The following is a 17,066-nucleotide window of genomic DNA, read 5'->3' as shown; positions in this document are numbered from 1 at the left end:
GCAGTTGTCAGTTTTGTAGGCAGTCGTACATCGCAGTAGTCGAAAGGGAGCGTCGATGAACACCCGACTCGGACGTGGACTCGGTGCGCTGATTCCCAGCACACCCGCTCCCGGCAGTACGACTCTGGGCAGCAAGTCCCACTCGATCCCGGGAGCTCCGCCGATCCACACCGGCCCGGAGCTCGCCGCGGTTCCGGGGGCGGAGTTCGCGGAGCTCGACGTCAAGAAGATCAGCCCGAACCCCAAGCAGCCACGCAGAGAATTCGACGAGGACGCGATGGCGGAGCTGGCGCACTCGGTCAAGGAGATCGGCCTGCTGCAGCCGATCGTCGTCCGGCGGCTGACCGAGGACACCTACGAACTGGTGATGGGTGAGCGGCGCTGGCGCGCCACTCAGGAGGCCGGTCTGACCACGATCCCGGCGATCGTGCGGGAGACCTCAGATGACGTCATGCTCCGCGATGCCCTGCTGGAGAACCTCCACCGCAGCGAGCTGAACGCACTGGAAGAGGCCGCCGCGTACAAGCAGTTGCTGGACGACTTCGGCTGCACCCAGGAGGAGCTCTCGACCCGGATCGGTCGGTCACGCCCGCAGATCTCCAACACGCTCCGCCTGCTGAAGCTCCCGGCTTCGGTGCAGCGGCGGGTCGCGGCCGGGGTTCTCTCCGCCGGCCACGCCCGGGCGCTGCTGGGCCTCCCCAGCGGGGACGCCATCGAGCGCCTCGCCCAGCGGATCGTCGCCGAGGGACTCTCGGTCCGCACAGTCGAGGAGATCGTCGCCATGGGCGACATGTCCGCCGACGACCCGACCCCGGCGCGCCGCCGCAACAAGCCGGTCGCGCCACGCCTGGTCGACCTGGCCGACCGCCTGTCGGATCGCTTCGAGACCCGCGTGAAGGTCGACCTCGGCAAGACCAAGGGCAAGATCACCGTCGAGTTCGCCTCCATCGACGACCTGGAACGCATCGTCACCTTGATGGACCCGAACAAGGACGGCTCCTGATCCAGCGGCCCACACAGCCAGAAAGACCACCGCCCCACAGCCAACATCGGCTGTGGGGCGGCGGTCTTTGAGTTGGAGGCGCATTCGACTGGTGGGCTGACGCGGGGCCTGCGGCTGGAGACCAGCGGTGCGACCAGCGGTGAGACCAGACGCGATCTACCCCGCGCGGGATTTGTCGACAAACCTACTTGGCGACCTATCGGCCGAATGTTTCATGTGAAACATTCGGCCCGCCGCGGCTACGAGCGGGTCAGTTCGTGGGTGGTCTTGCGCTCCGCGTAGAACGACAGGAACGGGATGGTGCCGGCCAGGGCGACCAGGACGAGCCGGGGGAGGGACCAGCGGACCCGGCGGAACAGGTCGAAGGTGGCGAGCAGGTAGACCATGTACAGGAAGCCGTGCAGCGGACCGACGACGTTCATCGCGGACGGATCGTCGCCGAGGTACTTGAGCGGCATCGCGACGAAGAGCAGGACCAGGAGCATCACACCCACGACGTACGCGATCACGCGGTAGCGGGTGAGTGCGCCCCGGATGGCCGGCGTGAGGGAGGAACCCGGCGAGGCCTGGGAACCTGAGGCGGACGTGGCGGGGTCTACGGGGGAGGTCACGCTGAAACGGTACCGCTTGCCCCAATGGCGTCATCGTCCTGGTCGGCCTCGGTGGAGCGGTGGGCGTCCAGGACCATCCGGCCCCACATCCAGAGCGTGAAGGCCGCGAAGATCCACCACTGGAAGGCATAGGCGACGTTGCGCAAGCCAGCGTGGTCCGTCGGCGGGCTCGGCGCCGGCACGATCGCGGGCGCGGCGTCAGCGGCGAGGGCCGGCGTGCTGGAGGCGAGCACGACGAAGGCGTCGTAGATGCGGTAGTCGACGAGGTGAACGATCGTCGGGATGCGCAGCGACTGCAGGACCCGCCCCTTGGAGGCGTCGCCGGATGCGTCCTGGGCCTCCGAGGCCGCAACGGCACCAGTGATCGCAACCGAGCCCGATGGGGGAGTCGCCGCCGGGTCCTCCACTGCGGCGACCCAGCCGCGAACGACCATCACTGCTTCACTTGGTTGGCCATCGGTGTTCCCGACGTTCTGCGAGCCCTGCTCGAGCAGGAGCGGGGTGACAACCCAATAGCCGTCGCGATCATTGACCCGCCGGTCCGAGACGAAGATCTGGTCCGCTGCCGGTCCCCAGGTGCCGGTAACCGTGACACGTCGACCGACGGCCTTGGACGGCAGTCCGGCGTCGATCGGGAAGAGCGACTGCAGTGAGACAGGCTCGGCCTCCGCACGCTTGGCGGTCGCCGCGTCCGTCTTGGACCGGTACACGTCCAACTGCCACACACCCAGCACCGACATCACCGCTGCGATCGCGAGAGCAAGTAAGAGCAGCCCCGTCCAGCGAGGCGTCAGAGCTGTCCGCCACAGCGGTCGCGCCGGCGGCTGAGGGGCGGTGGACACAGGCTCAGTGGTCGGCGCGACTGGCATCAGGACCTCAGCGGGCGGCCGCAGCAGCCAGCAGATCGCGGCAGAGAACGCCGAGCTCCACCCCAGCCGCTTCAGCAGCCAGCGGAACGAGAGACGTCTCCGTCATCCCTGGTGCGACGTTCACTTCGAGGAACCACGGAACGCCCTCGGCATCGACGACCAGATCGGAGCGCGACAGATCCCGCAACCCCAGCGCCTGATGTGCGGTGATCGCCGCAGCAGCGCAAGCCTTGGCCACGGACAGCTCAAGCCGAGCCGGTACGACGAACTGGGTGGCCCCCGCGGTGTAGCGGGCCTCGTAGTCGTAGAACCCCGAGTCCGGCCGGATCTCCACGGCCGGCAGCACCCGTGGCCCGTCGCCGGTGTCCACCACCGTGACGGCCACCTCGGTGCCGTCGATGTACTCCTCGATCAGAGCCACCGGCCCGTAGGCGTAGCAGTTCACCATCGCGGTCGGCAGCTCGGCGGCGGAGCGCACGATCGAGGCGCCAAGAGCGGATCCACCTCGCGCGGGCTTGACCACGAGCGGCAGACCGATCTGGCCGATCACCGCCTCCATCAGCGCGGCGGCACCCAGTTCGCGGAACGTGTCGTGCCCGAGCACCACCGACTCCGGCGTACGGAGGCCGGCGGAGCCGACCATGGTGCTGGCGACTGGCTTGTCGAAAGCCGTCCGGCAGGCGGCTGCATCGGCGCCGACGTACGGCACGCCGTACAGGTCGAGGACCTGGCGGAGGGCCCCGTCCTCGCCGGTCACGCCATGCAGGACCGGAAACACCGCGTCGGGCGGATCGTTGCGCAGACGTTCGACCAGGCCGGCGTCGACGTCGCGGAGCTCGACCTCGACTCCGACGCTGCGCAAAGCGTCGGTGACCCTCCGGCCGGATCGCAGCGAGACGTCGCGTTCGTGCGACAGACCGCCGGCCAGCACCAGCACTCGACCCAGATCACTCATAGAAGTTTCCCGATCACTCGTGGGCGACTCCGGCAGGGCGCCGGTCCCGAGGCCCATTTGAACGGTACCGCTACCGGGGGTGCGACTAACCCGGAGCCCGGCACCAGCTCAGCTCAGCTCCGGACCCGGAGCGTCGTAGTTGCCGCGCGGCCCGGGCGTCAGCGGACCGAAGGTCTGCCGCAACTCGAGCTCCTCGTTGATCACGCCGGCCAGCCGCGCGACCCCTTCGGTGATCCGCTCCGGCGTCGGATGACAGTACGACAGGCGCATGCACTGGGAGCCGAAACCGTCGGCGAAGAAGGCGGTTCCGGGCACATAGGCGACCCGGGCGGTGACGGCGCGCGGCAGCATCGCCTTCGCGTCCAGTCCTTCCGGCAGAGTCAGCCAGACGTAGAACCCACCACCGGGCCGGGTCCAGGTCGTTGCCGCAGGCATCTTGTCGGCGAGCGCCGCGAGCATCGCGTCACGGCGCTCGCGGTACATCTCCTGGAACTGCTTCACCTGTCCGAGCCAGTCGTGCCTGGTCAGGTACGACGAGATCGCCAGCTGACTGAACACCGGGGGACACAACGTCGCGGACTCCTGCGCCAGTACCAACTTCTCCCGTACTGCGTGCGGCGCGACTGCCCAACCCACCCGGAAGCCCGGCGCGAACGTCTTGGAGAACGACCCGAGGTAGATCACACCCTCGCGATCGTCCGCCCGCAGCGCGCGATGCGGATCTCCGTCGAAGCCGAGCAGCCCGTACGGGTTGTCCTCCAGCACCAGCAGGTCCGCGCGCTGGCAGATCTCCAGCACCTTGTGGCGGCGCTCGGCCGACAGCGAGACACCGGCGGGATTGTGGAAGTTCGGGATCGTGTAGAAGAACTTGATCTTCTTGCCGGCCGCCCGGACCGCGTCGATCGCCTGCTCCAGCGCCTCCGGCTGAACCCCGTCGTCATCCATGGCGACGTGGACGACCTCACACTGGTAGGCGCGGAACACACCCAGCGCACCGACGTACGAGGGTGCCTCGCAGATGACCACGTCGCCCGGATCACAGAACACCCGGGTGACCAGGTCGACGGCCTGCTGGCTGCCGACGGTGACGACCACGTCGTCGGGATGAGCCTCGATCCCCTCCAGCCGCATCACGTCGCAGATCTGGTCGCGCAGGGTCGGATCACCCTGGCCCGAGCCGTACTGCATCGCGACGGCGCCGTTGTCGATCACCAGGTCCCGGACCGCGCCGCCGACCACGTCGAGCGGGAGCCCGGCGATGTTCGGCATGCCGCCCGCCAGCGAGACCACCTCGGGCCGGCTGGCCACGGAGAACAGCGCCCGGATCTCGGATGCGGTCATACCCTTGGTCCGTGCTGCGTACCGATCGACGTAGTTGTCGAGACGGGTCTGCCGGACATCGGGCAGGTCAGCACTCACGGAGCGGCTCCAAGTACAGGGCAACGAGGGGAAGGCACCAGGCTACGCCGAAGTAGCCGAGCGTGTTCGCGAGCCCGGGCTGCCGAACGGTGCAACCTCTCACTACCATGCCTTATAGGGGCAGGTTCGACCATGCCGGCGACTGCCGTTTGAGACGGCCGGGCACCGGTCCTCCCGCCCCGGCGCGACTCTGAGTGCTGCGGAAGGCAGGGACGGGATGAGCGTGGGGAAAGCGTTCGGCTGGATGCTCGGCGGACTCCTCCTGGGCGTGCTCGCCGGGTTCGCCGGTGAGCTGTTCCGCCGACAACCGGCGGCCAAGGTGCAGCAGCGCTACGTCGCTCCCGAGGCGGCGCAGACCCCCGGCGCACGGACCCCGGCGCCGGCGGCCCGATGAGCCCGAGCCGACGGTTGCTCTGATGGCGCGACGGCTGGAACCGCTCACGCTCGCCAATCTGGACGAGTTGCCGGGACCCTGCCGTGCCTGTGTGTTCTGGGAGCTCGACCCGGTCGCGGCGAACCACGCCGGCCGCAACGGCGACACCGGCCTGGAGAAGGAAGCGTGGCTCTCCCAGTTGCTGCTCGACTGGGGGACCGCCGGCGTCGTCCTGTACGTCGACGACGAGCCGGCCGGGTACGCCGTCTACGCGCCGGCCGCCTACCTGCCAAGGATCCAGGCGTTCCCGACGGCACCGGTGAGCCCCGATGCTGTGGTGCTCGCCACAGGGCGGATCCTGCCGCGGTATCTCGGGATGGGGCTCGGCAAGATCCTGGTCCAGGCCGTGGCGAAGGACGTGCTGAAGCGCGGATTCCGGGCGGTCGAGGCGTTCGGGGACTCCCGCTGGGACGGCCCGGGATGCGTGTGGCCGACGGACTTCCTGCAGGCGGTGGGCTTCGGCGTCGTACGGGAGCATCCTCGGCATCCGCGGCTCCGGCTGGACCTCCGGTCGGCCGTCACCTGGCGCAGTGAGATGGAGGCCGCGGTCGAGCGGTTGATGGGCGCGATCCGGCCCGAGCCCGCGCAACCGAGGCCGGTGACCGTCCGGGACGGCCTCAGCCGGGAACCGATCCGGACCACCAGATCAGTCGGAGACGCCACCACCTAGCCCGGACGCGGCAGAGAAGGGACGATCGCCACCATGGTCTACCGCTTCCTCGGCGACGTCATGATGATCCTGCACGGGGCGTTCCTGCTCTTCTTCGTGCTCGGCGGCTTCCTGGCCTGGCGGTGGAGCAAGGTGATCTGGGCGCACCTGGCCGTCATCGGGTGGAATCTGGCCATCGTGATCCTCGACTACGACTGCCCGCTGACCGGGTCGGAGAAGTACTTCCGCCGCAAGGGCGGCGAGGAGACGTACGAGGCCGGCTACATCAACCACTACCTGGACGGCAGGATCTGGCCAGAGGGAGCCACGCCGACCGCGGAGAAGGTCGGGTTCGCCCTGGTGGTCATCTCGTACGTCGGGTTCTTCCTGATCCGCCGTCGGTCGAGGCAGCGGGTTACCGCCAACCCCTGACCAGAACCAGGGACAGGTCAGTGGACACCCGGACGTGGTGGGTGCCGGTGGTCCCCATACTTGAGGGGTGTCCAGTCGCATCGCCACGCAGGACCCGGTCGAGACGTACCTGACCGGGCTGAGCCATGCACTGAGCGGACCTCGCCGTCGCAAGGCGGACCTGCTGGCCGAGGCGAGGGACAGTCTCGTCGACGCCACCGAGGCCTTCGAAGCAGACGGCCTGAGCCAGCGGCAGGCCCAGGAGTCGGCGGTCGCCGACTTCGGTGAGCTGTCCGAGGTGGTGCCGGGGTACCGGTCCGAGCTCGGCATCGCGCAGGGGCGGCAGACGGCTTTGATGCTCTGCCTGGCGCTGCTGGCCCAGCCGATCGTCTGGCAACAAGGCGCCTGGGCCTGGACCCAGGAGCCGGAGTCGCCGAACGCCTTCATCGGTCTGCTCAACCAGGCCGTCGAAGTGATCGGGATGCTGGCGATCATCGGTGCCGTGCTGGCGCTGGTGGCGACCGGGCTGGGGCTGCGCTATCCGGTCGTCCGGGACCGGGCGACCAGGACGACGGCGATCTTCGCACTGGTGAGTTGCGTGCTGGTCGGCGCGATCGCTGTTTGCATGGGGCTGTGGAGCCCTGAGTTGCACGGCTCGGACCTGGGCGGTCTGGCGGTGGTCGGAGGGTTCACTCTGCTGCCGCTGACACTCGTGACGCGCTCGGCGTACCGCTGCCTGCGCCTAGCCTGAAGCCTCACCCGGTGCGGGGCGGAGAACGCCCTCGACGACCGTGCGGAAGGTGTCCCACTCACTCTTGCCGGTGGCAAGCATCTTCTGACCCGCTGAAGTGAGCTGGTACGTGCGCCGCTTGCGCCCACTCACCGTGCTCCACTCGCTGGACAGGTAGCCGGCCCGCTCGAGTCGGCGGAGCGCCGGATAGAGGGTGCCCGTCGGCAGGTCGAGCGCGCCGCCGCTGCGCTCCAGCAGGGCCTCCATCACCGCGTAGCCGTGCAGCGGTTCGTGCTCGACCACGGCCAGGATCATCGGATCGAGGTGTCCCCTGAGTGCATCTGCCTTCATGTAGCCAGTCTACTCATAGAGCTGCTACTGTCGATAGGCAACATGTAGACGCGCTACATGTAGCCGCAACTTAGGGAGCCGAACATGACCGTCGACACGTCCCAGCGACCGACCGCAGGAGGGGCGCCGCCGCGGAAGAGTGGCCTGCTGCACCGCGTCTCCGGTTGGGCGATGCGCCACGCGGGTCCCGCCGTCCTGCTGTGGGTGCTCGCTCTCGTCGCCGTCACGGTGGCCTCGACACTCGTGGGGAACGAGTACCGCAACGACACCTCGCTGCCGGGCACCGACTCGCAGCGGGTGATCGAGACCTTCCAGGAGCACCAGCCGGAAGCCTCCACCGATTCGATCCAGATCGTCCTGCACGACGGGGCCGGGCTGTCCCAGCCGGCCACCCGGAGCCGGATCACCACGATGCTGACCGAGGTCGGCACGCTTCCGCACGTCGCGGACGTGGCGGACCCCTTCACGGCCAGGGGATCGGTTTCCGCCGACGGACAGACGGCGTACGCGACTGTGGCGCTGGATGTGGCGGCGCCCGACATGCCCGCCGAGGATGTGCGCACGATCATCGCCAAGGCGCAGGAGATCGACGGCAGCGGCCTGCAGGTGGAGCTCGGCGGCGACCTCGTGCGCGGGGCGCAGGAAAGCAGCGGCGGCGCGTCGGAAGGCGCGGGAATCCTTGCCGCGCTGGTGATTCTGGTCTTCCTCTTCGGCTCACTGCTGGCCGCGAGCCTGCCGCTGCTGACCGCGTTGTTCGCGGTGGGCAGCACGCTCGGCCTGCTGGTGCTCGCGTCGCACCTGTTCACGGTCCCCGACTACACGGCCCCGGTGATGATGTTGGTCGGACTGGGCGTCGGCATCGACTACGCCCTGCTGATCTTCTCCCGCTACCGCAGCGAGATCCTCAACGGCGTCGACCGTCCGAGGGCAGCCCAGATCGCGCTCGACACCGCGGGACGCTCGGTGCTGTTCGCCGGCTGCACGGTCGTCATCGCTCTACTCGGTCTGCTCGCGCTCGGGCTCGGTGCGCTGCAAGGGGTCGCTCTGGGCGTCACGTTGACCGTGCTGATGACCATGCTCGCCGCCGTGAGTCTGCTGCCGGCGTTGCTCACCCTGTTCGGCAAGCGGATCGAGCGCAGTGTTCGCAAGCACGCCGCCAAGTCGCGGCGTCACCCTGGTGATGGCTGGCGGAAGCTGGCTGTTCTGATCCAGCGTCGTCCGTGGGTGCCGCTGCTGGCCGGAACGGCCGCGCTGGTCGCGATGTGCCTGCCGGCTCTCGACCTCCGCCTCGGTTTCGCGGACGCCGGCACGGACGACCCGGCCACCACCACCCGGAAGGCGTACGACCTGCTGGCCCAGGGATTCGGGCCGGGCTTCAACGGTCCGCTGATCGTCGTGTCCGAAGGAGACCAGGCGGCTGCCGAGGCGCTGAACGCCAAGCTGGCAACGGATCCCGGCATCGCTGCAGTGACCCCGCCACAGTTGATGGCCGACGGCAAGGTCGCGACCGTGATGGCGTTCCCGAAGTCCGCACCGCAGGACGAGGCGACCAGCGACCTGGTCCAGCGGCTCCGGGACACGACCCTCCCGGCGCTGTCCGCGGACACCAATGCCACCTACCTGATCGGTGGTGCCACCGCCGCAGCCGACGACTTCGCGGCGGCGGTCAGCAACCGGCTGCCGATCTTCGTGCTGGTCGTGGTCGGGCTCTCCGCCCTTCTGCTGCTGGCGGTCTTCAGGTCCATCCTGATCCCGATCAAGGCGGCGCTGCTCAACCTGCTCAGCATCGGCGCGTCGCTGGGGGCCATCACGCTGGTCTTCCAGCACGGCTGGTTCGGCGCCCAGCAAGGGCCGATCGAGGCATTCGTCCCGGTGATGATCTTCGCGATCGTCTTCGGTCTCTCGATGGACTACGAGGTGTTCCTGATCTCCCGGATCCACGAGGAGTGGCGGCGTACCGGTGACGCCAGGGAGGCTGTCCGGGAAGGGCTGGCCAACACGGGCACCGTGATCACCGCGGCGGCCGCGATCATGATCGTCGTCTTCGGTGCGTTCCTGCTCAGCCCGTCCCGGATGTTGCAGCAGTTCGGTCTGGGGCTGGCTGTCGCGGTCCTGCTCGATGCCGTACTGATCCGCTGCGTCATCGTTCCGGCCGTACTGCGCCTGCTCGGCGACCGCGCCTGGTGGCTCCCGCGCGGCCTCGACCGGGCGATCCCGACGATCGCCCTGGAACGCGACGACAGGTGAATGAAAGGCCGGTCGTGATGAACTGCCGTCGGAGTCCGTCTGTTGGGGGGCCGCACCTTGACCATCGAGAACCGTCGCGTGCTGATCGTCGGCGCGAGTATCGCCGGACCTGCGCTCGCCTACTGGTTGCACCGCCACGGCTTCGAGCCGACAGTGCTCGAACGGGCGCCAACTCTCCGCCCCGGCGGCTACAAGATCGATGTCCGCGGGGCTGCCATCGACGTGGTCGAGCGGATGGGCCTGAAGGACCGGCTCGAGGGCCTCGAGACCGACATGCAGTTCATGTCCTTCGTGAACAGGACCGGCAAACGGCTCGCCAGCGTGCCCGCCGACCTCTTCATGGGTCGCGGCGAGGCCGACCTCGAAGTGATGCGCGGCGACCTCAGCCAGATCCTGTACGACGCGACGCGGGCTGAGGTGGACTATCTCTTCGGGGACAGCGTGGTCGGGCTGAGCCAGACGGCCGAAGGTGTCGAGGTGATGCTCCAGCACGGGGAGCCGCGGACGTTCGACCTGGTGATCGGCGCGGACGGGCTGCACTCGGCGGTCCGGGAGCTTGCCTTCGGTCAGGAGAGCCGGTTCGTCCGCGACCTCGGGCACGGCGTCTCCATCGGCACAGTCCCGAACCACCTGGCCCTCGATCGATGGGAGCTCATCTACAGCACTCCGGGCCGGACCGTGAACCTCTACAGCACCGGCAAGGACGTCGACGCCAAGGCACTCTTCCTCTTCCATGCACCGGGCTTCAGTTACGACCGCCGGGATGTCGCCCAGCAACGGAAGATCCTGCGCGACACGTTCGCCGGCAACGGCTGGGAGACAGACCGGCTGCAGGACGGCATCGAGGAAGCGGACGACTTCTACTTCGACACGGTCAGCCAGGTGGAGTTGGAGCGGTACTCCGCGGGACGGATCAGCCTGGTCGGCGACGCGGCGTACTGTCCCTCCTTCGCCTCCGGTCAGGGCAGCAGCCTCGCGCTCGTCGGGGCCTACGTGCTGGCAGGCGAGCTGAAGTCGGCAGGAGGCGACCACATCAGGGCCTTCGCGCGCTACGAGCAACTGATGCGGCCGTACGTCGAGAAGAACCTCAAGCTCGGTCGGGACAACCTCGGCCGGATGGTGTCGAAGAACGCGTTCCAGAGCTGGATGGGCGCCGTGATGATGCGGGTGCTGCCGAAGCTGCCCGGCAAGGACGGGATGATCGCGAGGATCACCCAGCCCATTCACGCGGCCGCCCGCGCGATCACCTTGCCGGAGTACCGCTGACTGACCGGCCTAGACGGTGAGTTGGCCGAGGCGGAGCATGCCGGTGGCGGCGTCCTGCTCCGGCGGCAGGTAGACGCGCTGGATCGCGACCACGATCGCCTCGGCGACCACATCGCGGAAGGCCGCGTCGGCCAGCCGGGCGGAGTCGTGCGGGTTCGTCACGTAGCCGATCTCGAGCCGCACGGCCGGCATCTTGGTCCGGCGCAGCAGGTCCCAGGTCTTGGTGTGCGTCCGGCAGTTCAACAGATCCGTGCGCGCGACGATCTCACGCTGCACCAGCCCGGCGAACTGCTCGCCCACGCTCGAAGAGGCACCGTGCAGATCGGTGCCGTAGTAGTACGTCGCGACACCCTGCGCCTCGGGGTTCATCGACCCGTCGGTGTGCAGGGAAACGCAGAGATTGGCGTCCGTCTCGTTCGCGAATGCGGCCCGGGCCAACTCGTCCGGCCCCTGGTCGCGCCCACGGGAAAGATAAGCCCGTACTCCGGTCGCGCCCAGCCGCCCCTCGATCCGCGAAGCGAGGTCATACGCCACGTCGGACTCGCGCAGGCCGAACCCTTCCCAGCCGTAGTCGAACCCACCATGCCCCGGGTCGATCACCACGGTCTTGCCGGACAACCGCGGCCCGGCCGCGCGAACCGCCTCGGAAGCGCGGAGAGCGTCGGGCCGGCCACCGGTCGCCATCGGACGGATCCGCTGCAGTGCCTTGAAAGTGGATGGGCCGCAGGTGCCATCACCGGGCAGCCCCATGTTGCGCTGGAACTCGGTCACCGCGCGCTGGGTGTCGGCTCCGAAGATGCCGTCCACCCGGGCGACCGCGAACCCCAGCTCCTGCAGCTTCGCCTGCAGTGCCACCACGTCGTCCCCGGTGAGCGGGTGCGAGACGACGTACGTCAGCAGCCGGTCGCCCAGCCGCCAACGTGCGTCGTCGATCGCGCGGTACGTCTGCGGTCCGACGATCCCGTCGATCATCAGGCCACGTTGCTGTTGGAAACCACGCACGGCGTGGGCGGTCGCCTCGTCGTAGACGAAGTGGCCACCCGGTTCCAGCAGGCCTAGCCGCTGCAACTTGCCGATGATCTCGGCAACGGCCTCACCGCTGTCACCGATCCGGTAGATCCGGGCGCCTTGCGGGCCTTCCAACAATGGGCCGGACATCAACTCTCCTTGCCGTGCGGCGGACGGGCGCCACCAGGACGCCCGGACTCAGGCAGTTCAGCTAGTGAAGTCGGCCAGTTCCTTCAGCAACGCCGCCTTCGGCTTCGCGCCGACGATGGACTTGGCCAGTTCACCGTTCACGTAGACGTTGATGGTAGGGATACCGGTAACGCGGTAGTTGCTCGGGGTGACCGGGTTCTCGTCCACGTTCATCTTCAGGAAGGTCATCTTGTCGCCGTGCTCGGTGGAAAGCTCCTCCAGGATGGGGGACACCTGGCGGCACGGACCACACCACTCGGCCCAGAAATCGACCAGGACCGGCTTGTCGCTCTTCAGTACGGTCGCGTCGAACTCGGCGTCGGTGACGGCATTCATCTTCTCGCCCACGGGCGTGATTCTCCTTAGGTGGTAGTGAGGTTCAGACGGAGACAGGCTCGGTGGCGGCCGCGGCCGCGGTGTGCTCGGCGTGCTCCAGCGTGGCCAGGAAGCGCTCGGCGTCCAGCGCCGCGGAACAGCCCGTGCCGGCCGCCGTGACGGCCTGACGGTAGGTGTGGTCGACCAGGTCGCCGGCGGCGAAAACGCCCGGCAGGTTGGTGTTCGTGCTGCCGTTCTCGACCAGCACGTAGCCCTCGTCGTCCAGGTTCACCTGGCCCTTGACCAGCTCCGAGCGGGGGTCGTGGCCGATCGCGATGAACAGACCGGTGACCGGCAGTTCGCGCGTCTCGCCCGTGACCGTGTCCCGCACCGTCACACCGGTCAGCTTGTCGTCACCGTTGATGGCGGCGACCTCGGAGTTCCAGGCGAACTCGATCTTGTCGTTCGCGAAGGCGCGCTCGGCCATGATCTTGGAGGCGCGCAACTCGTCGCGCCGGTGCACGATGGTGACCTTGTCGGCGAACCGGGTCAGGAAGGTCGCCTCCTCGATGGCGGTGTCGCCACCACCGACGACGGCGATCTCGTGCTGCCGGAAGAAGAAGCCGTCACAGGTCGCACACCAGGACACGCCGTGTCCGGACATCCGGTCCTCGTCGGGCAGGCCGAGTTTGCGGTAGCCCGAGCCCATCGCCAGGATCACGGTCTTCGCCCGGTGCACGGTGCCGGCGGAGTCGGTGACGAGCTTCACGTCGCCGGTCAGGTCGACCTCGACGATGTCGTCGGGGACCAGTTCGGCGCCGAAGCGCTCCGCCTGGGTGCGCATCTCGTCCATCAGCATCGGGCCCATGATGCCGTTGGCGAAGCCGGGGTAGTTCTCCACCTCGGTGGTGGTCATCAAAGCGCCACCAGCCGTGACGGATCCCTCGAAGACCAGCGGGGACAGCTGGGCACGCGCCGCGTACACCGCGGCCGTGTAGCCGGCCGGGCCGGAGCCGATGATGATGACGTTGCGGACTTCTGCCTCGCTCATACAGGTGTTCCTCGGTGTCGTCGAGACGGTCATTACGTCGTACTCAACGGATCCTAGAGGCCGACCATTCCCACGGTACCCACCGGCGGTCCACCACAGACAGGCGGCTCACCCACGTGCCGTGCACGAGACCTCAGCGGTTGCGCAGAGTCACGGTCGTGTCGTAGATCGGGGTGGCGACCCCATCTGAGGTGTTACAGCCGGTGACCACGAAAAGCGAGATGTCACGGGGTGATCCGCCCTGCAGGCCGATCACCGTCGCGCGCTTGCCGTCGACCTTGGCCGGCTGCACCAACCGGACCACCGGATTCGGTCGGCCGGAGGCGAAGACGTTCGCGCAGTCGATCTCCGCGGAGTCCCCGTGCAGCACCGGATCGGTGGTGTTCTCCAGCCAGCGCTGCGCCTGCGGACCCACCTGCGCGGTCGACAACGTCGGCACCGCGATCGGTGAGCCGGTCGGGTTGATCCCCGCGGCTCCGTCGTTGCTGTGGTCCGCTGTGCTGATCACCACACCGACGCCGGCAGCCGCGACCACGAGCACCGCGGCGGCCGCTAGCAGCAGCTTCGGCAGGTGCCGGCGTGGTTCCTCCCGCAGTTGGACCAGGGAGTGAACGCCGACCGTGGAAGAGCGCAGTACGGACTCGGAGACGATCACGGCGTCCAGGTGCTCGGCGACGTCGGTCGGGATCGGGATGTCCGCCCGGCCCTCGTCGGCGAGGTCGTCGGACAGTTGCACCAGCGCGTCGTGCGTCTGCTGGCAGTCCGGACACGCCTTCACGTGTTCACGAGCGCGGTGTGCCTCGGGGGCCGGCAGCAGGTTCTCGATCAGATCCGCGATCGTATCGGTGTCCAGGTGCTCGAGATGTTCGCTGGTCGGCAGACCGGATTCGGTCATCGGGAACTCGCCCCCTCGAGGGACGTGCGCAGAGTGGTCATCGGTGAGGTGCTCCGGTAGACGATCGCGGGGCCGCAGGATGGCGACTCGGCTTCGACGGGCGACCAGGTCATTCGGTTCCCATCGATTTCGCCGCGGCCTTCGCAGGCTCCCCATCCGTCACTGCGGCCCCATCCGCCGCGCCCGCCTCAGCCGGTACGGCGGGTAGACCGCTGCCACCGCGGGTGGTCTGCCAGTGCCTGAGCAGCGGGAGCAACCGGGCCCGGCCGCGGGCGCACCGGCTCTTCACCGTGCCCGGCGCACAGCCCAGAATGGCGGCCGCCTCCTCGATCGAGTAGCCCTCCATGTCGACCAGGACGAGCGCACTGCGCTGGTCGGAGTTGATCTGCTTCAGGGCGTGCAGGACGTCGAGCCGGCGCTCACGGACCTCGGCGGGATCGTCCTCGGCCGGTCCGGCCAACTCGGCCGCGCGGTCCTCGTCCTCGGGCAGCGGGTCGGCCGCCCGGACCTGGCGGCGGCGGATCCTGTCCAGGCAGGCGTTCACCACGATCCGGTGCAACCAGGTGGTCACCTTCGCGTCGCCGCGGAACGAGTCGGCCCGGCGGAAGGCCGAGATGAAGGCCTCCTGCAGTGCGTCGGCCGCCTCCTCGGGCTCGCCGAGCGTCCGGATCGCGACCGCCCACATCCGGTCCCGGTGCCGCTTGACCAGGTAGCCGAAGGTGTCCGGGTTGCCGGCCACGTGCAGCCGGAGCAACTCGTGGTCGTCCATCGTCTCGTACACGTGGTGCCCCGGCCTGTCCGCCGGCGCCCCGATCCGGGGAATACCTGGCGGGGGCGGTGGAGTCGAGGCTGTTTCCGATGTCATCGCTGGATCGTGACCTCCGAGATCTCGCCCCGGTAGCCACTGCCGTCCTTGGGCAGACTGGTCAGCCAGACCAGCACATAGCGGGTATTGGTCGGCGCGGCCAGCTTCAGTACCGCCGACTCACCAGCCTCTTCCGCGTTGGCGACCGACTTCCAGCCGCCGACCGTGGTGGCGGGCTTGGACGGATCGGCGCTCGGCACCATCAGTTCGAGGTTGGTCGGGTCGCCGACCAGGTTGACTGTCACTTGTGACACGTCGGTGAGCTCGCCCAGGTCGTAGTAGATCCCGACGCCTTCCTTCAGCCCACCTAGGTTCTTCTTGCTGTACGACATCGTCGTCCAGGTGGTGTCGGCCTTCCCGTCGTACGTGTTGGCCACGTCCTCCGGGTGCTCGGACCCGTTGCCCTTGGGCTTCGGGTCGAAGTCCTTGGCGGCCTTGATGGTGACCTTCTCGTTGGTCGGCACCGGCGGACCCGAACTCTGCGGGGCATCCGGGGTCGCGTTGCTGCCCTGGTCCTTGTTGATCGCGCCCTTGACCAGGAACTGCGCCATCGCGATCACCGACAGCAGCGCCAGCACGGCGAGCAGGATCAGGATCCGGCCACCCCAGCTGCCACGCTGCCGCGGCTCGTCCGCAGGCGGCTTGCGGCGGCCGTTGCCGTTGTGGCTCGGCGGGCTCTGCCGCCGTACCGGCCGGGCGTCGGCAGCTGGCGTGTACGCCGCGCGCGGCGGTGGTGCCTGGCTATGGCCGTTCTGCTGAACAACTGCCGGCGTCGGGTCCAGGGCGGGGGTCAGTACCGGCGGGACCACCTGGGTCGCGTCGTCGACGCTGCCGTTCTGCCGGGCGACCGCGACCGTCTCGTCCATCTGGCTGGGCGGCTCGTGCGAGCTGCCGACCACTCCGGACAACGCGGCGGACAGACCTGCGGCACTGGTGATCGGGGCGGCGTGGTGACGGGGCGGCTCGGCCAGCAGTCGGTCGCAGATGTCATCCAAGGAGCGGGGCACCCCGGCGCGGACCTGCCGGGGACTCAACAGCCGCCCGTGCTCGATCGGCGCGGGCTGGAGTCCCCAGGCCGGTGCCGGGCCGGGCCACCTGCCGGTGAGGGAGGCATAGAGGATCTCGCCGAGTGCGCGGACGTCCTGCTCCGGACTACCCGGTCCGGTCGAGCGCAGCGCCGCTTCGGTGGCCAGGCCGACGACCTTGATCGCGCCGGCGTCGGTGACCACCACAGTGGACGGGCTGATCGAGCCGTGTGACTGGCCGGTGCGGTGCAGGTTCTCCAGCGCCTCGGAGACCTCGCGGGCCAGCCAGCCCGCCTGCTGCCCGGTCAGCGGGCCCGCGCTGAGCATGCGTTCCAGGGGACGGCCGCCGGCCCACTCGCGCACGCAGTACGTGACGCCGTCGTGCATGTCGCAGTCGAGGACCCGGAGGAAGCGCGGGTCGGCCGCGGCGGCGGCTCGCCGGGCCGCGTCGAAGAGGGTGTTGGTCCGCGGGTCGCCGATCGGCAGCACGTCCACGATGACAGCTCGGTTCAGTACCTCGTCCACTGCCCGCCAGACCCGCGCACCGTCGATCTCCGCGAGCAACTCGGCGATCCGGTAGCGGCCGGCGAGCAGGGCACCAGGACTGACGGTCTGGTTCGACACGGTGTCTCTCGCCCTCCTCGATGCACTGGTCGGCCTGCGTCTGGCGCTCCGGATCCGGTCAGCGGGGGTCCGGCGCGAACGGCTGGCGGACCGATCGCAGCCCCCATGCTAGTGCCCAGGCACAGCCATCAGCGGTGCACGAGCGCACAA

At 68.7% G+C, this 17,066-nt stretch carries 18 protein-coding genes; 7 read left to right on the top strand and 11 right to left on the bottom strand.

The window, feature by feature from the left end; all coding sequences use genetic code 11:
- Positions 1–55: 55 nt before the first annotated feature.
- Entirely contained in the window at positions 56–1,003 is a 948-nt protein-coding gene (locus VFG33_RS33540) for a ParB/RepB/Spo0J family partition protein (protein ID WP_325057024.1), read from the top strand.
- A 239-nt stretch (positions 1,004–1,242) separates the two neighbouring features.
- Here VFG33_RS33540 and VFG33_RS33535 read toward each other — a convergent pair whose 3' ends face one another.
- From VFG33_RS33535 to VFG33_RS33520, 4 genes are all read right to left on the bottom strand, one after another.
- Entirely contained in the window at positions 1,243–1,614 is a 372-nt protein-coding gene (locus VFG33_RS33535) for a DUF3817 domain-containing protein (RefSeq protein ID WP_325057023.1), read from the bottom strand.
- Positions 1,611–2,483, bottom strand: coding sequence for an SURF1 family protein (locus VFG33_RS33530; RefSeq protein WP_325057022.1), 873 nt, complete (start codon positions 2,481–2,483; stop codon positions 1,611–1,613). Before VFG33_RS33530 ends, VFG33_RS33535 begins: the two co-directional genes overlap by 4 nt.
- Before the next feature lie 7 nt (positions 2,484–2,490).
- The gene (locus VFG33_RS33525) at positions 2,491–3,438 is read right to left on the bottom strand and encodes a D-alanine--D-alanine ligase family protein (protein WP_325057021.1); all 948 of its coding nucleotides are present in this window, start codon (positions 3,436–3,438) and stop codon (positions 2,491–2,493) included.
- A 108-nt stretch (positions 3,439–3,546) separates the two neighbouring features.
- The gene (locus tag VFG33_RS33520; RefSeq protein ID WP_325057020.1) at positions 3,547–4,857 is read right to left on the bottom strand and encodes an aminotransferase-like domain-containing protein; all 1,311 of its coding nucleotides are present in this window, start codon (positions 4,855–4,857) and stop codon (positions 3,547–3,549) included.
- Between the two features lie 217 nt (positions 4,858–5,074).
- On the opposite strand from VFG33_RS33520, the gene VFG33_RS33515 reads away from it, so the two are divergent.
- The 4 genes from VFG33_RS33515 (at position 5,075) to VFG33_RS33500 (ending at position 7,101) form a co-directional block, all read left to right on the top strand.
- Complete coding sequence (locus tag VFG33_RS33515; protein WP_325057019.1) at positions 5,075–5,251, top strand: hypothetical protein; 177 nt, start codon at positions 5,075–5,077, stop codon at positions 5,249–5,251.
- 22 nt (positions 5,252–5,273) lie between these two features.
- A complete protein-coding gene (locus VFG33_RS33510) occupies positions 5,274–5,960 on the top strand; it encodes a GNAT family N-acetyltransferase (protein ID WP_325057018.1) in 687 nt (228 codons plus the stop codon).
- Positions 5,961–5,993: 33 nt separating this feature from the next.
- Positions 5,994–6,371 carry a DUF2784 domain-containing protein gene (locus VFG33_RS33505; protein ID WP_325057017.1) on the top strand — a complete coding sequence of 126 codons (378 nt, stop codon included), beginning with the start codon at positions 5,994–5,996 and terminating at the stop codon, positions 6,369–6,371.
- A gap of 67 nt (positions 6,372–6,438) precedes the next feature.
- Complete coding sequence (locus VFG33_RS33500; protein ID WP_325057016.1) at positions 6,439–7,101, top strand: permease prefix domain 1-containing protein; 663 nt, start codon at positions 6,439–6,441, stop codon at positions 7,099–7,101.
- Here the strand turns inward: VFG33_RS33500 and VFG33_RS33495 are convergent.
- The gene (locus VFG33_RS33495; protein ID WP_325057015.1) at positions 7,093–7,431 is read right to left on the bottom strand and encodes a PadR family transcriptional regulator; all 339 of its coding nucleotides are present in this window, start codon (positions 7,429–7,431) and stop codon (positions 7,093–7,095) included. The two genes, VFG33_RS33500 and VFG33_RS33495, sit on opposite strands and share 9 nt — an antisense overlap.
- Positions 7,432–7,515: 84 nt before the next feature.
- Between VFG33_RS33495 and VFG33_RS33490 the strand changes: the two genes are divergently transcribed.
- Positions 7,516–9,678 carry an MMPL family transporter gene (locus VFG33_RS33490; RefSeq protein WP_325057014.1) on the top strand — a complete coding sequence of 721 codons (2,163 nt, stop codon included), beginning with the start codon at positions 7,516–7,518 and terminating at the stop codon, positions 9,676–9,678.
- A gap of 57 nt (positions 9,679–9,735) precedes the next feature.
- On the top strand, positions 9,736–10,944 hold the full coding sequence (locus VFG33_RS33485) for an FAD-dependent monooxygenase (protein ID WP_325057013.1): 1,209 nt from the start codon (positions 9,736–9,738) through the stop codon (positions 10,942–10,944).
- A 9-nt stretch (positions 10,945–10,953) separates the two neighbouring features.
- Here the strand turns inward: VFG33_RS33485 and VFG33_RS33480 are convergent, their stop codons facing one another.
- The 6 genes from VFG33_RS33480 to VFG33_RS33455 all read right to left on the bottom strand — a co-directional run bounded on the left by VFG33_RS33480 (position 10,954) and on the right by VFG33_RS33455 (position 16,916).
- Positions 10,954–12,102, bottom strand: coding sequence for an N-acetylmuramoyl-L-alanine amidase (locus VFG33_RS33480; RefSeq protein ID WP_325057012.1), 1,149 nt, complete (start codon positions 12,100–12,102; stop codon positions 10,954–10,956).
- Between the two features lie 57 nt (positions 12,103–12,159).
- Positions 12,160–12,477 carry a thioredoxin gene (trxA, locus tag VFG33_RS33475; protein WP_524538165.1) on the bottom strand — a complete coding sequence of 106 codons (318 nt, stop codon included), beginning with the start codon at positions 12,475–12,477 and terminating at the stop codon, positions 12,160–12,162.
- 43 nt (positions 12,478–12,520) lie between these two features.
- A complete protein-coding gene (gene trxB, locus VFG33_RS33470) occupies positions 12,521–13,507 on the bottom strand; it encodes a thioredoxin-disulfide reductase (RefSeq protein ID WP_325057010.1) in 987 nt (328 codons plus the stop codon).
- Between the two features lie 133 nt (positions 13,508–13,640).
- Positions 13,641–14,402 carry an anti-sigma factor family protein gene (locus VFG33_RS33465; protein ID WP_325057009.1) on the bottom strand — a complete coding sequence of 254 codons (762 nt, stop codon included), beginning with the start codon at positions 14,400–14,402 and terminating at the stop codon, positions 13,641–13,643.
- Positions 14,403–14,511: 109 nt separating this feature from the next.
- Complete coding sequence (gene sigM / locus VFG33_RS33460) at positions 14,512–15,267, bottom strand: RNA polymerase sigma factor SigM (protein WP_414673002.1); 756 nt, start codon at positions 15,265–15,267, stop codon at positions 14,512–14,514.
- Positions 15,264–16,916, bottom strand: coding sequence for a protein kinase family protein (locus VFG33_RS33455; protein ID WP_325057008.1), 1,653 nt, complete (start codon positions 16,914–16,916; stop codon positions 15,264–15,266). The genes sigM and VFG33_RS33455 overlap by 4 nt, the downstream gene beginning before the upstream one ends.
- Between the last annotated feature and the right edge of the window lie 150 nt (positions 16,917–17,066).

Source organism: Kribbella sp. (assembly GCF_035687465.1).
Taxonomy (GTDB): Bacteria; Actinomycetota; Actinomycetes; order Propionibacteriales; family Kribbellaceae; genus Kribbella.
The sequence above is the reverse complement of the archived record's forward strand: the minus strand, read 5'-3'. Positions and strand labels throughout refer to the sequence as shown.

Coding starts and splice junctions, on each gene's coding strand:
- VFG33_RS33540 (WP_325057024.1), top strand. CDS start 56: ATGAACACCCGACTCGGACGTGGACTCGGTGCGCTGATTCCCAGCACA.
- VFG33_RS33530 (WP_325057022.1), bottom strand. CDS start 2,483: ATGCCAGTCGCGCCGACCACTGAGCCTGTGTCCACCGCCCCTCAGCCG.
- VFG33_RS33525 (WP_325057021.1), bottom strand. CDS start 3,438: ATGAGTGATCTGGGTCGAGTGCTGGTGCTGGCCGGCGGTCTGTCGCAC.
- VFG33_RS33515 (WP_325057019.1), top strand. CDS start 5,075: ATGAGCGTGGGGAAAGCGTTCGGCTGGATGCTCGGCGGACTCCTCCTG.
- VFG33_RS33510 (WP_325057018.1), top strand. CDS start 5,274: ATGGCGCGACGGCTGGAACCGCTCACGCTCGCCAATCTGGACGAGTTG.
- VFG33_RS33505 (WP_325057017.1), top strand. CDS start 5,994: ATGGTCTACCGCTTCCTCGGCGACGTCATGATGATCCTGCACGGGGCG.
- VFG33_RS33495 (WP_325057015.1), bottom strand. CDS start 7,431: ATGAAGGCAGATGCACTCAGGGGACACCTCGATCCGATGATCCTGGCC.
- VFG33_RS33490 (WP_325057014.1), top strand. CDS start 7,516: ATGACCGTCGACACGTCCCAGCGACCGACCGCAGGAGGGGCGCCGCCG.
- VFG33_RS33480 (WP_325057012.1), bottom strand. CDS start 12,102: ATGTCCGGCCCATTGTTGGAAGGCCCGCAAGGCGCCCGGATCTACCGG.
- trxA (WP_524538165.1), bottom strand. CDS start 12,477: ATGAATGCCGTCACCGACGCCGAGTTCGACGCGACCGTACTGAAGAGC.
- trxB (WP_325057010.1), bottom strand. CDS start 13,507: ATGAGCGAGGCAGAAGTCCGCAACGTCATCATCATCGGCTCCGGCCCG.
- VFG33_RS33465 (WP_325057009.1), bottom strand. CDS start 14,402: ATGACCGAATCCGGTCTGCCGACCAGCGAACATCTCGAGCACCTGGAC.
- sigM (WP_414673002.1), bottom strand. CDS start 15,267: ATGACATCGGAAACAGCCTCGACTCCACCGCCCCCGCCAGGTATTCCC.